Here is a 15566-nt window from a genome sequence, read left to right as displayed (position 1 = left end):
CGGGTGCGCGTTGTAGAGCACAATTGGGGGTGGTGAACCGCGCGAGTACGCACGGGTAACCTATTCGGCGTAACACAGCAGGCGGATGCGCGCACGGCTAATGACAAGGAAGTCGATTCTCCAGTGTCGAATCAGAACGCGGTAGAGACGAAGACGGATGTAGTGCTCGTGGGCGCAGGCATCATGAGCGCCACGCTGGGCGCATTGCTGCGCCAGCTGCAGCCCGATTGGTCGATCTCGACCTTCGAGCGGCTCGATGCCGTCGCAGCCGAGAGCAGCGACCCCTGGAACAACGCGGGAACCGGTCACTCCGCCCTGTGTGAGCTCAATTACACCCCGGAGAACTCGGACGGCACGGTCGACATCAAGAAGGCCGTCAACGTCAACGAGCAGTTCCAGGTGTCCCGCCAGTTCTGGGCACACGCGGTCGAGCAGGGCGTCCTGACTCAGCCCAAGGAATTCATCAACCCCATCGCACACGTGAGCTTCGTTCACGGTGAGGCCAACGCCAAGTACTTGCGTGCTCGCTACGACGCACTTGCCGGCCACACGCTCTTCCGCGGCATGGAATACATCGACGATCCGGCCGAGTTCAGCAAGCGTTTGCCACTCATGGCCAAGGGACGCGACTTCTCGGATCCCATCGCCCTGAACTGGAGCCAGGACGGCACCGACGTCGATTTCGGAGCGCTCACCAAGCAGCTCATCGGCTACATCGGTAAGACCGGCGGCAAGATGTACTTCGGCCACGAGGTCACCAACCTGACCCAGAACTCGGACAAGTCCTGGACCGTCAAGGTCACCAACCGTCGTACCGGTGAAAAGCGCACCGTTCGCTCGCGCTTCGTGTTCGTCGGTGCCGGTGGCGGCGCCCTGCACCTGCTGCAGAAGTCGGGCATCAAGGAAGCCAAGGGCTTCGGCGGCTTCCCGGTCAGCGGCGCTTTCCTGCGCTGCACCAACCCCGAACTCATCGACCAGCACAGCGCCAAGGTCTACGGCAAGGCTGCTGTCGGCGCCCCGCCCATGTCGGTGCCTCACCTCGACACCCGTGTCATCGGCAACAAGCCGGGTCTGCTGTTCGGCCCGTACGCCGGTTGGTCGCCGAAGTTCCTCAAGCAGGGTCGCGTCACGGACCTGCCCGGCTCGGTCAAGCCGAACAACATCCTCTCGATGCTCGGCGTCGGTGTCAGCGAGCTCGGCCTGGTCAAGTACCTGGTCAGCGAGCTCGCCAAGAACGAAGCCGGTCGCATCTGGGATCTGCGTGAATTCGCGCCCAAGGCGCAGGCGCAGGACTGGGAACTCATCACCGCCGGCCAGCGTGTCCAGGTGATCCGCCGGGCCAAGGGCAAGGGTGGTGTTCTCGAATTCGGCACCGCTGTGGTCGCCGCTGAGGACGGTTCCATCGCCGGCCTGCTCGGTGCTTCGCCTGGTGCGTCGACGGCCGTTCCGGCGATGCTGGACGTGCTCGAGCGTTGCTTCCCGACCGAGTTCCAGGGTTGGAAGGGCAAGCTTCGCGAGATGGTTCCGTCCATCGGCGTCAAACTCACTGACAACGAAGGCCTGTTCAACCAGGTCTGGGATTGGTCCTCGAAGGTTCTCGAGCTCGATTCTGCCGGTGCTTCCGAATCGGCTCCGGTCGCGGATACCGCCGCGACTGTGTGATAGTCCAACCCATGACGGCAACAGCAGCTTTGAAGCGTTCATGGGCACTCGACCTCGACAACAAGACCTTCTACGAGTTGTTGAAGCTTCGAGTGGAGGTCTTTGTCGTCGAGCAGGCCTGCCCGTATCCCGAGTTGGACGGGCGGGACCTGCTGACGGAAACCCGCCACTTCTGGCTCGAGCAGGACGGCCAGGTGGTGTGCACACTCCGTCTGCTCGAAGAGCACGACGACGGAAACAAGAGTTTCCGAATCGGGCGTCTCTGCACGTCGCGTCAGGCTCGTGGACAGGGGCATACGACCCGCCTCCTGCAGGCTGCGCTGGCCGAGGTCGGCGAAGCGCCGTGTCGGATCAACGCGCAGACCTACCTGGTCGAGATGTACGCCAAGCACGGATTCAAGGCCGACGGCGAAGAGTTCATCGAAGACGGCATCCCGCACACCCCGATGCGTCGTGGTGGGGGAGAGCCTTTCGTGGCTGTCAGCTAGTTCGTCGGAGATTTGACCCTGGTCGGCTCATGGGAAAGTGAGCCGACTAGGGTTTTTTCGATACCGAATGCTCGCGGGGAAGTCCTGTTCGATCCAGGCGCGGTCCCGCCACTGTGAAAGATCTCTCCTCTACCGATTGACCGGGAGATCTCAGCCAGGTTGCCGCGACATTCGAGTGCAGCCAAATTCTCGGCGAGGAAACCGAGAGGTGGAGGGATATCGACGTGCGAAGTGAAGAAGATCGACCAGTGGCGGGCTTCCCGTTCAGTGCTGTGGTCGGCCAGGATCAATTGCGATTGGCGCTGATCCTGTGTGCGGTACATCCGGGGATCGGTGGAGTCCTGGTCCGCGGTGAGAAGGGAACTGCCAAGTCGACGGTCGTGCGCGCGCTGACTGCGCTGCTGCCCGCGGTCGACGACGCCGGAACGATGCGACCGGCCCGCTTGGTGGAACTGCCCGTCGGCGCCACCGAAGACCGAGTTATCGGCTCGATCGACCTCGAGAAAGTTCTCCGTGACGGTGAGCGCGCTTTCCAACCGGGCCTGCTTGCCGCTGCTCACCAGGGTGTTCTGTACGTCGACGAGGTGAATCTGCTTCACGACCACCTGGTCGACGTGCTTCTCGACGCCGCGGCGATGGGCCGGGTCCACATCGAGCGTGACGGCATCTCCCATTCGCACCCGGCCAAGTTCGTACTCGTCGGCACGATGAATCCCGAAGAGGGAGAACTACGTCCGCAGTTGTTGGACCGATTCGGTCTGGCTGTCGACGTCGCAGCTTCCCGCGACGTCGACGTGCGCATGGAAGTGGTGCGTCGCCGCCTCGACTACGAGCGTGACCCCGAGGCATTTGTCGCTCGGTACGAATCAGCCGATCACGAGTTGGCAGCCGAAATCCTCACGGCGCGTGAGAAACTGGACTCGGTCGAGCTGAGCAACCGCGAGCTGCGTCGTATCGCCTCACTGTGTGCGTCGTTCGACGTCGACGGAATGCGCGCCGACTTGGTGCTCGCGCGCACCGCGACCGCCCACGCCGCGTGGCGAGGCGACACTGAGGTCACTGCGGAGGACGTGCGGGTAGCGGCGGAACTGACGCTGCCGCATCGCCGCCGCCGTGATCCGTTCGACGAGCCGGGCTTGGACCAGCAGCAGTTGGACGATGCACTCGAGCAGGCTGATCAGGACGCCCAGTCTCAGGTCGAGGACGACGCGCGCGACGGAGAGCCCGAACCTCCCGAGAGTCCCGAAGACCGTGGCCCTGACGAAGACCGTGGCCCGGAAGATGGTGGCCCCGAAGACGGCGGTCCGGACGACGAGGGTCCGGACGACGACGGCCCGGAAGACCCTGACGGACCTGGTGGGGGAGTACGCGCCACCGATCGACCTTCGGCACCACCGGCCGGCGAGTTCAAGGCCAAGCTCCTCGAAGTTCCGGGAGTCGGTGAAGGTGCACCGGGACGCCGCTCGCGGTCCATGTCGTCCCGCGGACGGGTCGTGCGATCCACCCGGGAGCGTGGTCACGGGTTGCATCTGACGAGCACGGTCTTCGCCGCAGCCGAGTCCCAAGTTGCGCGCGGTCGCACTGCTGGACGGCTGCGGCTGGCACCTGCTGATCTCCGCGGCGCGATTCGTGAAGGGCGAGAAGGCAATCTGATCGTCTTCGTTGTGGACGCCTCGGGGTCGATGGCGGCACGCGATCGGCTCTCAGCGGTCACCGGTGCGGTTGTGTCGCTGCTGCGCGACGCTTATCAGCGCCGCGACAAGGTCGCCGTCATCACGGTCCGTGGTCGCGAGGCCGAGCTCGTACTGCCGCCGACGTCGTCGGTGGACATCGCTGTTCGTCGTCTGCAGTCCATGCGTACCGGCGGCAAATCGCCACTCGCAGAGGGATTCCTGCGTGCCCGTGAGGTGGTTCTGCGTGAGCGCCTTCGTGATCCGCAGCGTCGCGCCCTCGTCGTCACGCTCACGGACGGCCGGGCTACCGGCGGCAAGGATGCGCTGCATCGCGCCCGCGTCGCCGCGCACCTTCTTGCCGACGCGTCCGTCGCGTCCATCGTCGTCGATTGCGAGACCGGCCTCGTGCGTCTGGGGTTGGCCGCCGAGTTGGCCCGAGAACTACGTGGCGGATACGTCCGCCTCGCCGAATTGTCAGCGCAGCAGGTCGCGGGTGTCGTCCGCGCCGCAGCCTAGATCCCAGCTCAGGAGTTCGCGATGCCCAAGGGTGTTCCCGAGACAGTTCCCGACGACGGTCTGACCACGCGTCAGCGTCGTAACGCGCCGGTACTTGCCGTGCACACCGGCCCTGGAAAGGGTAAGTCCACCGCCGCTTTCGGCATGGCGCTGCGTGCCTGGAATCAAGGGTTCGACATCGGCGTGTTCCAGTTCGTGAAGAGTGCCAAGTGGAAGGTCGGTGAGGAAGCCGCGTTCCGCGCGCTCGGAAACCTGCATGACGAAACCGGTGTCGGTGGGCCGGTGCAGTGGCACAAGATGGGCGAAGGTTGGTCATGGACACGCAAGGCCGGTAGCGAGGAAGATCATGCTGCTGCCGCGGCGGAGGGTTGGCAGGAGATCGCGAGAAGGCTTGCAGGCGAAGAGCATCGATTCTATGTCCTCGACGAGTTCACGTACCCGCTCAAGTGGGGTTGGGTGGACGTGGACGAGGTGGTGCAGACACTGCGCGATCGCCCAGGCAACCAGCACGTCGTCATCACGGGGCGTGACGCCCCGCAGGCGCTGATCGACGCCGCCGACCTCGTGACCGAGATGACGAAGATCAAGCACCCGATGGATGCCGGCCGAAAGGGTCAACGGGGCATCGAATGGTAAGTCCTTCCACTCCGGCCGTGGTGATCGCCGCTCCTGCCTCGGGTAGCGGAAAGACCACGGTGGCAACGGGATTGATCGGTGCGCTGCGACGGTCCGGTAGCAGCGTTGCACCCTTCAAGGTGGGGCCGGACTACATCGACCCGGGTTATCACGGACTCGCGGCAGGGCGGCCCGGACGCAACCTCGACACTGTCCTGGTCGGCCCGGATCGCATCGGACCGCTCTACCGGCATGGAACCGCCGGCTGCGACATCGCCGTGGTCGAAGGCGTCATGGGTCTGTTCGACGGAAAGATCGACGAGGCCAACTCGCAGCCGTCGGCCGAAGGATCGACGGCGCAGGTCGCATCAATCCTCGGTGCGCCGGTGGTTCTCGTCATCGACGCCCGTGGACACAGTCAGAGTCTGGCCGCCGTACTGCACGGCTTCGCGACGTACGACGCAGGTGTGCGCATCGGCGGCGTCATCCTCAACCGCGTCGGGAGCGCTCGTCACGAGCAGGTGTTGCGTCATGCGTGCGACAAGGTCGGCGTCGCAGTGCTCGGAGTGGTACCGCGGTTGACGGAACTCGAAGTTCCCTCCCGGCACCTCGGTCTGATTCCGGCGGCCGAGCACGGCGCGGCCGCCGTGGCCGCGGTGGACGCGATGTCCGACCTGATTGCCTCGCACGTCGATCTGGGTGCTGTTCGCGCGCTGGCCGCCTCAAACGTCAGCTCTGCTGCATGGGATCCGGTTGCCGAAATCGGTGGGCACGCCGAATCTCGGCCGGTGGTCGCCATGGCTGGTGGACCTGCCTTCACCTTCGGCTACGCCGAGCATCGGGAACTACTGACCGCTGCCGGCGCGGACGTGCAGGTGTTCGATCCGTTGCACGACGAGCTTCCCGCGGGAACTGCCGCTCTGGTCCTTCCCGGCGGCTTCCCGGAAGAACACGCGGTGGACCTTGCGGCCAATACCGTTCTGCTGCAGCAGGTTCGTGACCTGGCGGACGGCGGTGCACCGATCCACGCCGAGTGTGCCGGACTGCTCTACCTCGCGCGCAGCCTGGACGGTCACGGCATGGCCGGTGTTGTCGGGGTGGACGCGACGTTCGGAAAACGCCTGACCCTCGGCTACCGCGAGGCAGTGGCGATCAGCGACTCCAGCCTCTTCGACGCGGGCTCCCGTGTCACCGGTCACGAGTTCCACCGAACGTCTCTCGTCTCGACAGACGCGGACGGTTGTGCCGGCGCGTGGGGATGGCGGCCGTGGGACGGCGGCAGTGTCCGCGAAGGATTTGTTCGCGGCGGCGTCCACGCGTCGTATCTGCACACTCATCCGGTGGGGCAGCCCCAATCGATCGCGAAGTTCGTCGATGCCGCTCGGGGATGACCTCTGTATAGGTGTTGGATTCACGACGAGTGCCACCGCGAAGGACATCGTCGCTGCGGTGAACGCCGTGCTGCGGGGGCAAGCGAGGATCGTGGTCCTCGCCACTGTGACCGGAAAGGCGGCGTCTTCGGCTCTGTTGGCAGCGGCCGATGAGCTGAACGTCCCGATTGTGAGTTTCGACTCGGACGTACTTGGGCGAGTTCGGGTTCCGTCACCGTCGACTCGCGTCGAACACGCGATCGGGACGGCAAGCGTCGCGGAAGCGGCGGCAATCCTCGCCTCCGGGGGTGGCCGGCTCGTAGTGACCAAGACTGCCAGGGATGGAGTGACCGTAGCCGCGGCCCGTAAAGTTCCCTCCAGCTTGAACAAATCTGACGACGAAACGGAGTGCGAGTGAGCGAGTCCACCGCAGACGAGACCAACTACTTGGTCGGCCTCAACCTGACCGATCGACGCGTGGTCGTGTTCGGTGGCGGCACTGTGGCTCAGCGCCGACTCGGACTGCTGGTCGCCTCCGGTGCCCGTGTTCACGTCATCAGCCGCGCATTCACCCCGGCGGTGGAAGGTATGGCCACGGCCGGACAGATCTCTGTGGAAGAGCGTCCGTACGCCGACGGCGACCTCGAAGGTGCGTGGTACGCCATCGCCTCGACCGACGAGCCCGAAACCAATGCGGCGATTGTCGCCGAAGCAGAGCGTCGCCACATCTTCTGCGTGCGCGCCGACAACGCGAAGCACGGCACGGCGGTGACTCCCGCCAGCGCCGAGTACGACGGTATGAGCATCGGAATTCTGGCCGGCGGCGATCACCGTCGTTCGGCAGCCGTGCGCACCGCCGTCGTCGAAGGTCTTCAGTCGGGCGTCCTCGCCGATACGGCCGAGCCTGCTGCTGCGGGTGTTGCCCTCGTCGGTGGTGGCCCGGGTGACCCCGACCTGATCACCGTGCGAGGACGCCGGTTGCTCGCCCGGGCCGACGTCGTCGTGGCCGACCGATTGGCTCCGCCGGAGTTGCTCGCCGAACTCGGTCCGGACGTCGAGGTGATCGACGCCGCGAAGATTCCGTACGGCCGCGCCATGGCTCAGGAGGCCATCAACGCCGCACTGATCGACAACGCGAAGGCAGGCAAGTTCGTGGTCCGCCTCAAGGGCGGGGACCCGTACGTCTTCGGGCGGGGATACGAAGAACTCGAAGCGTGTGCCGCTGCCGGCGTTCCGGTGACCGTAGTGCCCGGAATCACGAGCGCGATCTCGGTCCCGTCGGCCGCAGGCATCCCGGTCACCCACCGCGGCGTCACCCACGAGTTCGTCGTCGTCAGTGGGCACGTGGCTCCGAACCATCCGGATTCGCTGGTCGACTGGTCGGCGCTGGCCAAGTTGCGCGGCACGATCGTGCTGCTCATGGCGGTCGAGCGCATCGATCAATTCGCGAAGTCGCTCGTTGACGGTGGACGCCCCGCAACCACGCCCGTCACCGTGATCCAAGAGGGCACGTTGCGAACTCAGCGTGAACTTCGGGCCGATCTGGCGACCGTTGCTCAGCGCGTCAAGGACGAGGAGATCAAGCCTCCGGCGATCATCGTGATCGGGCCGGTCGCGGGCTTTTCTGTCGACGCTGGGTAACGTGAAGTCTTGTGTCTGATTCCCCAACGTCTGAAACCGCTTCGGCTAACGCTCCGATAGCGACTCGAGTCATCGGGCTCGCCATCATCGTCCTGAGTGGTTTGCAGATGATGGTGGTGCTTGACGGCACCGTCGCAAACCTCGCTCTTGCCCCGCTGCAGGCTGATCTCGGACTGAGCGACAGTGGCCGCAACTGGGTACTGACCTCTTATGCGCTGGCTTTTGGTGGACTCATGTTGCTCGGCGGGCGCCTCGGTGACGCGTACGGGCGCAAGAAGATGTTCATCGCGGGGGTCTCGCTGTTCACGGTGGCGTCGTTGCTCTGTGGTCTCGCCCTGAACGAGGGCATGTTGATCGCAGCGCGGGCGCTTCAAGGCGTCGGCGCGGCCGTGGCCTCACCCACCGCCTTCGCCCTTGTTGCCACGACTTTCGCCGCGGGTCCGGCTCGAAATCAGGCCGTCGCGATTTTTGCCGCCATGACGGGCGTCGGATCGATCGCCGGTCTGATCATCGGCGGCGCATTGACCGAGGTGTCATGGCGTCTGATTTTCCTCATCAACGTCCCGATCGGCATCGCGCTCGTCGGCATGGCGTTCCGCGCCCTTCGAGAGACGAATCAGACGCGTCTGGCGTTGGATGTCCCCGGCGCGATCCTCGCAACCCTCGGATGCACCGGTGTCGTTTTTGCTCTCACCGAAGGCCCGGAAATGGGGTGGGGGAGTATCGCCGTCGTCGGGGCATTGGCTGTCGGCCTGGTCGCCCTCGCAGCCTTCCTCTTCGTCGAGCGAACTGCAGACAATCCGCTGTTGCCGTTCTCCTTGTTCGCCGATCGCAACCGCGTCGCGACGTTTCTGGCCATCTTCTTCGTCGGTGGCGCGATGTTCAGCATGACGGCTTTCGTCGCGTTGTTCGTGCAGGACATCATGCAGTATTCGCCGCTGCGTGCCGGTATCGCGTTCATTCCGTTCGCGTTCGGATTGGGCGCCGCCGCCTCGGTTGCATCCAAGCTCGCAGTGAAGATTCAGCCGCGGTGGCTGGTCCTCACCGGCGTCGTGATCATGATCGTCGGACTCCTCTACGGATCTACTCTCGATTCCGATTCCACCTACCTCGCCAACTTGTTCGTGCCCGTGATCGGAATCGGATTCGGTATCGGCCTCGCGATGGTGCCCTTGCCACTGTGCGCGATCGCCGGAGTCCCCGAGACCGAGATCGGCCCACTGACCGCCATTTCCCAGGTTGCCCAGACACTCGGTGGACCACTGGCGCTGTCGGTGATCGGTGCGATGGCGACGTCCAAGACGCTCTCGCTCGGCGGCACTTCAGGCAAGGCCGCGGACATGAATCCAGCACAATTGATCGCGCTCGGCGAGGGATACACCTTCGCGCTCGTCGGCTGCGCGGTCTGCGCGGTGTTCGCCGGTATCGCAGCGCTTTGCATCAGGTTCACACCCTCACAGGTAGCCCAGGCACAAGCGGCGGAGAAGGCAGCTCAGGGAATCGCCTGATCAGCCCTGTTTATCCGCCTCGCCAGCCGATACGATCGTTGCAGGACGTGCCGAGAGTCTCGACGGATCGGGGTGCCGTGATGCGGATCGCGGACATATTGCGAAACAAGGGCAACAGCATCGTCACCATTGACGCCCACACGACGGTCAACGGGTTGCTGTGCGATCTCGCCCGCCACAACATCGGGGCCATGGTCGTGGTCGACGACGACGCGGTGGTCGGGATCATCTCCGAACGCGATGTCGTTCGACGCCTGCACGAACGCGGCCCGGATCTCCTGGACATCCAGGTTTCCGAGGTCATGACCGCGCTGATGTACACGTGCGTTCCGGCAGATGCGGTGGACAGCATTGCCGCGATCATGACCGAGCGTCGTATCCGCCATCTGCCGGTCATCGAGGACGGCAGCCTTCTCGGCATCGTGAGTATCGGGGACGTGGTGAAGAGTCGCATCGACGAGCTCAAGAGTGAGCGCGATCAACTCGAGTCGTACATCGATCAGGGCTGATCGATAGGTCGTCTCACGGTGACTACTCTCGTGTGATGGCTGCAATCCAGGAATCCACAGCAGGCGCGGTCACCATCGTGGCCGGCCTCGAGAGCACTTTCGCCGACGAGCTGGGCGCTCTGACCGTGCCGTGGCAGGGTGCTGCCGCGCCTGACCCGCAGTTGCTCGTGGTGAACGAGCAACTGGCCGCGTCGTTGGGATTGGACGTGACGGTGCTGCGAAGTGCGGACGGGGTCGGCGTCCTGTCCGGGTCGACGGTGCCGGTCGGGGCCGCACCGGTGGCGATGGCGTATGCGGGCCATCAGTTCGGTGGATACGCACCAATACTCGGGGACGGTCGGGCGTTGTTACTCGGCGAACTCGTCACCAATGACGGGCAGCGAGTTGACTTGCATCTGAAGGGCTCCGGGCCCACGCCGTTCTCTCGGGGCGGCGACGGGTATGCAGTCGTAGGGCCGATGCTGCGCGAATATCTGGTCAGCGAGGCGATGTACGCCCTCGGCATCCCCACCACGCGCGCGCTGTCGGTGGTGGCGACGGGTCGCCACGTTCGCCGCAACGGCGCGGAACCCGGTGCTGTGCTTGCCCGGGTTGCGTCGAGCCATATTCGAGTGGGGACCTTCGAGTTCGCGGCCCGGCAGGGTGAGGTCTTGCAGTCGCTCGCCGACTTCGCGATCGCCCGCCATTACCCGGAGCTGACCGAACTGCCGGCAACGGGTACACACAATCGCTACCTGAAGTTCCTTGAGACGGTGGTCGAGGCGCAGGCATCACTGGTGGCGAGGTGGATGCTCATCGGTTTCGTGCACGGGGTCATGAACACCGACAACACGACAATTTCGGGGGAGACCATCGACTACGGTCCGTGCGCCTTCCTCGACGCATTCGATCCGGCGGCAGTGTTCAGCTCGATCGACCACGGGGGGCGCTATGCATTCGGCAATCAGCCCGCCGTACTGAAGTGGAACCTGGCGCGCTTGGCAGAAACACTGTTGCCACTGATCGATTCCACACCCGACGAAGCAATTTCCGCGGCGTCAGCAGTTCTCGAGACCTTCGACGAGCGCTACGAGGGTCACTACGCGACCGGTCTCGCGGCAAAGCTCGGTCTGGCCCAGCCGTTTGTCGATCGGGCGCTCGTCGACGATCTGCTGACGTTGTTGGCGGAACACGGTGCTGATTGGACGGGCACTTTCCGCGCTCTCGCCGACGAATTGCGCGGAAATTCGGTGCCTCTCGACAACCTCGTGCCACGGGAGCACATCGCGCCCTGGTTGCAGCGGTGGCAGGGAGCCCTGACCGAAAACGGACACGGGGCCGCGGAGACCGCGAGCGCGATGGATCGCGTCAACCCGCTGTACATTCCGCGTAATCATCGGCTCGATGCGGCCTTGCGCGCCGCGACCGACGGTGACCTCGCTCCCTTCGAGAAGCTGTTGGAAGTGGTCACGCACCCGTTCGGCCGACGCGACGAGTGGGCTGACTACACCGAGGCGGCTCCGCAGTCTTTCAGCGAAACATTCCAAACCTTCTGTGGCACTTGACAGCCGAAGCCATCAATCCGTCAGGATGACCAGTTCACGCTCCGACGCGATTTCCACCCGCAGGCCTGCCTTCGACGCCACCCGCGCAACCCCCTTGATATCGGTCGGTTCGGCACGCGAGACCACCAGCGCACGGGCGAGCAGACCCTTGTGGTGCTTGTTGAAGTGACTGACCACCGTCCGGGTGCCGTCCGGCTTTTCGGTGAGCACGGTGGCGATCAGTGCGTCCGGAACCGGTCCGAGGTCTTGGTAGGTACCCGATCGCAGATCGATCACCAGCCCGTCGGCTTCGGCGGCCAGCGCCTTCGGCAGTTCCGGCTTCCACAGTGAGCGGAGCGTGCCCATCCCCGGCAGCTTGGACCCGCCGGAAAGGCGGTAGGCGGGGATCAGATCTCCCGCGCGGACAGCACCGAAAAGAGCGGAACCGATCGCGATCCGATCGAGCGCCTTGGCCTTCTGGGCACGGGTGAACGACTTCGCGTCGAGGGCATCGAAGAGCACTCCGGTGTAGCGCTGCAGCGCGGGCCGCGTCGCGGACACCCACAGCTTGGCGTTGCGTTCCACTTCGTCTGCTTGCGTCGGACCAAGGCCGAGCGCTTCGCACGACGCGTCGACGTCAGCGGCCAGATCGACCAGCGCCTGAACGAGCAATTCGCGCGTTTCGGTCAACTGGGGCACCGACAGTTCGGCCAGATCGAGGGGCGCATCCTTGCCGCCGTCGGACTTGGTTTCTGAGGGAGGCAGCAGTACTAGCACGCTGTAACCGTACCGAGGCCCGCTCGGCCGACTGCGGCGACTATCCTTACACCTCGTGATTACCCGTCTGTCCCACCTGTTCCTGCGTACCCTGCGTGACGATCCCTCGGACGCCGAAGTTGCCAGCCACAAATTGCTGGTTCGTGCCGGCTACGTGCGTCGTATCGCTCCAGGCGTCTACTCGTGGTTGCCGCTGGGATTGCGGGTGCTGCGCGAGGTTGAGCGTGTTGTCCGCGAAGAAATGAATGCCATTGGTGGGCAGGAAATTCTGCTGCCTGCTCTGCTCCCGCGCGATCCCTACGAGGCGTCGAACCGCTGGACCGAGTACGGCCCCAACCTGTTCCGCCTCAAGGACCGCAAGGGCAACGACTACATGCTCGGCCCGACGCACGAGGAGCTCTTTGCTCTGACCGTCAAGGGTGAGTACAACTCGTACAAGGACTTCCCGGTCACCCTGTACCAGGTGCAGACCAAGTACCGTGACGAAGAACGTCCGCGTGCGGGCATTCTGCGCGGTCGCGAGTTCCTCATGAAGGATTCGTACTCCTTCGACCTCAGCGACGAAGGCCTGACGGAGTCGTACCAGGCGCACCGCGGTGCCTACGAGAAGATCTTCACGCGTCTGGGCGTCAAATACGTCATCGTCTCGGCCACCTCCGGTGCGATGGGCGGCAGCGCTTCCGAAGAGTTCCTTGCCGAGAGCGAGATCGGCGAAGACACCTACGTCCGCTGCCTCGAGTCGGGCTACGCCGCCAACGTCGAGGCCGTCAAGACGGTTGTTCCCGACTCGATTCCGTTCGACGGACTGCCCGAAGCCAAGGTGTACGACACCGAGAACACACCCACCATCGACACCCTGGTGGACTGGGCCAACGGTGCCGACCTCGGCCGCACGATCACCGCCGCCGACACTCTCAAGAACATCATGGTCAAGACCCGCCTGCCCGGCGGCGAGTGGGAACTGCTCGGTATCGGCATCCCCGGCGACCGTGAGGTCGACGAAAAGCGCCTCGAAGCTTCGCTGGAGCCGGCCGAGTTCGTGATGATCACCGAGACCGACTTCAAGAACAACCCGTTCCTGGCCAAGGGCTACATCGGCCCGAAGGCTCTGCAGGCCAACGGCGTTCGCTACCTTGTCGATCCGCGCGTCGTCGACGGCACGAGCTGGATCACCGGCGCCGACGAAGACGGCAAGCACGTGGTCGGCCTCGTTGCCGGTCGCGACTTCACCCCTGACGGAACCATCGAAGCCGCCGAGGTTCGTGACGGCGACGCCTCTCCGGACGGAGCCGGCACGCTGGTCTCGGCTCGCGGTATCGAGATCGGGCACGTCTTCCAGCTCGGCCGTAAGTACACCGACGTCTTCACCGTCGACGTTCTCGCCGAGAACGGCAAGCCCGTCCGTCCGACCATGGGTTCGTACGGCGTGGGCGTCTCGCGCCTGGTGGCCGTCATCGCCGAGCAGCATCACGACGAGAAGGGTCTGCGCTGGCCGGCCGAGGTTTCACCGGCCGACGTCTACCTCGTCATCGCGAACAAGGACGAGACCGCTCGTGAAGGTGCAGAAGGCCTCGCCGCGCAGCTCGACCGCGCCGGACTCGAAGTGATCCTCGACGACCGCAAGGCATCGCCGGGCGTGAAGTTCAAGGACTCCGAGCTGATCGGCGTTCCATTGATTGTTGTCGTCGGCCGTGGTTGGGCAGACGGCAAGGTCGAAATTCGCGACCGCTTCACTGGCGAGAGCCGTGAGATCGACGCAGACTCGGCGATCGAGGAGATCATCAGCGCAGTTCGCGGCTGATTCGATCAGCTGTCAGGGCCGCCGCAGCCACCTGTCGAGGTATCTGCGGTGGCCCTTCTTTTCTGCCACAATCGTGGCTATGGAACGCGAACCGGATTGGGCAGAAGTCGACGGCTATCTCGTTTCCACGCTGGTAGGTGAAGATCCGGTTCTCGACGCGGCACTCGCAGCCAACTCCGAGGCCGGTCTCCCGCCCATCGACGTGGCGCCGAACCAGGGCAAGCTCCTCAATCTTCTGGCGCGAATGTGCTTGGCGCGCAATGTCCTCGAGATCGGAACGCTGGGCGGGTACAGCACGATCTGGCTCGCTCGCGCGGTCGGTCCCTCGGGCCAGGTCATCACGCTGGAATTCGATCCCACCCACGCGGACGTCGCGCGGTCCAACATCGAGCGGGCAGGCTTGGCGGACCGTGTCGACATCCGCGTCGGCGCGGCACTCGACAGTCTTCCGTCGATCGCGAAGGAAGAGTTGGGTCCTTTCGACTTGGTCTTCATCGACGCCGACAAGGAGAACAACACCGAGTACGTGCGGTGGGCGCTTGCCCTCTCGCATCCCGGAACCGTCGTCATCGTGGACAACGTCGTGCGTGGGGGACATGTGTCCAACCCGGACATCGACGACGAGCGGGTCAAGGCGAGTCGAGCCGTGCTGGAGATGATCGCGGCCGAGCCGAAACTCGACGGCACCGCTATCCAAACCGTGGGTTCGAAGGGGTGGGACGGGTTTGCCGTTGCAGTAGTGAACGAGTGAGCGCAGACTCGAAGCGGTGAGGATGCTGGGGGCAGCGAAGGCGGCATGGCGGTGGGTGCGCAGTGCTCCCGGTACATACGTCTGGTTGCTTGCCCTGCTGTTCACCACACTGTTCCTGCGGCATCTTCCCGACAACGTCGAGGAACGATTTCTCGGCAAGCGCTCGACCAATCTGCATCACCTCGCCGAAGACCCGCTGCGAGTCCTGTTCTCGAGTGCGTTCTGGCTCGAAGGTGGCGGGTGGTTGGGATACCTGGTTCTGTTCACCATCTTTCATGCCACGGCTGAGCGTTGGCTCGGGACGTGGCGGTGGTTGTGTGTCGTCGTCATCGCCCATGTCGGAGCCACGTACATCAGCGAAGGTGTTCTGTACGAAGGTATTCGGCACGGCTACGTGGCGGAGTCGGCGGTCAACACTCTCGACGTGGGCGTGAGCTACGGTCTGGCCGGCATCATGGGGATTCTGGTGTACCGCATCGTCGATCCGTGGCGGTACGTCTATCTCGCGGGCTTGTTGCTCTTCTACGGTGTACCTCTGATTTTCGCCACCAATTTCACCGCAATCGGCCACATGTCTGCGTTGTTGCTCGGGTTGGCGTGCTACCCGATCACCCGCGCTCGAGCCGGCACGTGGAATCCGATGGACCTGTGGCATTCGCGGAGAATCGCAGGTCTTCCATGAATTGCACCGCGGAAAGTTACCCGCTGGTAGTTTAGCGTCATCGACGAAAG

The 15566-nt window shown here is 64.3% G+C and carries 14 protein-coding genes; 13 read left to right on the top strand and 1 reads right to left on the bottom strand.

Annotation, left to right across the window (positions count from 1 at the left end; translation table 11 throughout):
- Positions 1-123 precede the first annotated feature (123 nt).
- The 10 genes from mqo (at position 124) to G8767_RS06165 (ending at position 11526) form a co-directional block, all read left to right on the top strand.
- Positions 124-1662, top strand: a complete 1539-nt coding sequence (gene mqo, locus G8767_RS06210) for a malate dehydrogenase (quinone) (protein ID WP_003942820.1) — start codon at positions 124-126, stop codon at positions 1660-1662.
- 11 nt (positions 1663-1673) lie between these two features.
- The gene (locus G8767_RS06205; RefSeq protein ID WP_003942808.1) at positions 1674-2150 is read left to right on the top strand and encodes a GNAT family N-acetyltransferase; all 477 of its coding nucleotides are present in this window, start codon (positions 1674-1676) and stop codon (positions 2148-2150) included.
- 224 nt (positions 2151-2374) lie between these two features.
- Positions 2375-4339: a magnesium chelatase subunit D family protein gene (locus G8767_RS06200; protein WP_346842961.1), complete on the top strand. Its 1965-nt coding sequence runs from the start codon at positions 2375-2377 to the stop codon at positions 4337-4339.
- A gap of 21 nt (positions 4340-4360) precedes the next feature.
- Complete coding sequence (gene cobO / locus G8767_RS06195; RefSeq protein ID WP_019748043.1) at positions 4361-4975, top strand: cob(I)yrinic acid a,c-diamide adenosyltransferase; 615 nt, start codon at positions 4361-4363, stop codon at positions 4973-4975.
- The gene (locus G8767_RS06190; protein ID WP_095970674.1) at positions 4969-6345 is read left to right on the top strand and encodes a cobyrinate a,c-diamide synthase; all 1377 of its coding nucleotides are present in this window, start codon (positions 4969-4971) and stop codon (positions 6343-6345) included. Before cobO ends, G8767_RS06190 begins: the two co-directional genes overlap by 7 nt.
- The gene (locus tag G8767_RS06185) at positions 6329-6742 is read left to right on the top strand and encodes a cobalamin biosynthesis protein (RefSeq protein WP_166809627.1); all 414 of its coding nucleotides are present in this window, start codon (positions 6329-6331) and stop codon (positions 6740-6742) included. Before G8767_RS06190 ends, G8767_RS06185 begins: the two co-directional genes overlap by 17 nt.
- Positions 6739-7965 (top strand): uroporphyrinogen-III C-methyltransferase, encoded by a 1227-nt coding sequence (gene cobA, locus G8767_RS06180; protein WP_166809626.1) that lies wholly within the window; start codon positions 6739-6741, stop codon positions 7963-7965. Before G8767_RS06185 ends, cobA begins: the two co-directional genes overlap by 4 nt.
- Before the next feature lie 107 nt (positions 7966-8072).
- The gene (locus tag G8767_RS06175; RefSeq protein WP_240951986.1) at positions 8073-9473 is read left to right on the top strand and encodes an MFS transporter; all 1401 of its coding nucleotides are present in this window, start codon (positions 8073-8075) and stop codon (positions 9471-9473) included.
- An 80-nt stretch (positions 9474-9553) separates the two neighbouring features.
- Positions 9554-9982 carry a CBS domain-containing protein gene (locus tag G8767_RS06170; protein ID WP_047888847.1) on the top strand — a complete coding sequence of 143 codons (429 nt, stop codon included), beginning with the start codon at positions 9554-9556 and terminating at the stop codon, positions 9980-9982.
- 35 nt (positions 9983-10017) lie between these two features.
- The gene (locus G8767_RS06165; RefSeq protein WP_166809624.1) at positions 10018-11526 is read left to right on the top strand and encodes a protein adenylyltransferase SelO; all 1509 of its coding nucleotides are present in this window, start codon (positions 10018-10020) and stop codon (positions 11524-11526) included.
- A gap of 12 nt (positions 11527-11538) precedes the next feature.
- On the opposite strand, the gene yaaA is transcribed toward G8767_RS06165, so the two are convergent.
- Entirely contained in the window at positions 11539-12282 is a 744-nt protein-coding gene (yaaA, locus tag G8767_RS06160) for a peroxide stress protein YaaA (protein WP_166809623.1), read from the bottom strand.
- Between the two features lie 55 nt (positions 12283-12337).
- On the opposite strand from yaaA, the gene G8767_RS06155 reads away from it, so the two are divergent.
- The 3 genes from G8767_RS06155 (at position 12338) to G8767_RS06145 (ending at position 15516) form a co-directional block, all read left to right on the top strand.
- Positions 12338-14083 (top strand): proline--tRNA ligase, encoded by a 1746-nt coding sequence (locus G8767_RS06155; protein ID WP_095970669.1) that lies wholly within the window; start codon positions 12338-12340, stop codon positions 14081-14083.
- Positions 14084-14162: 79 nt separating this feature from the next.
- Entirely contained in the window at positions 14163-14834 is a 672-nt protein-coding gene (locus G8767_RS06150; protein ID WP_166809622.1) for an O-methyltransferase, read from the top strand.
- Positions 14835-14856: 22 nt separating this feature from the next.
- Positions 14857-15516 carry a rhomboid-like protein gene (locus G8767_RS06145; protein ID WP_021343988.1) on the top strand — a complete coding sequence of 220 codons (660 nt, stop codon included), beginning with the start codon at positions 14857-14859 and terminating at the stop codon, positions 15514-15516.
- Positions 15517-15566: the final 50 nt, after the last annotated feature.

This window comes from Rhodococcus sp. IC4_135, from assembly GCF_011602025.1.
GTDB classification, from domain to species: Bacteria; Actinomycetota; Actinomycetes; order Mycobacteriales; family Mycobacteriaceae; genus Rhodococcus_F; species Rhodococcus_F baikonurensis.
Note: the sequence above shows the minus strand (reverse complement) of the source record. Positions and strands in the feature narration are given on the sequence as shown.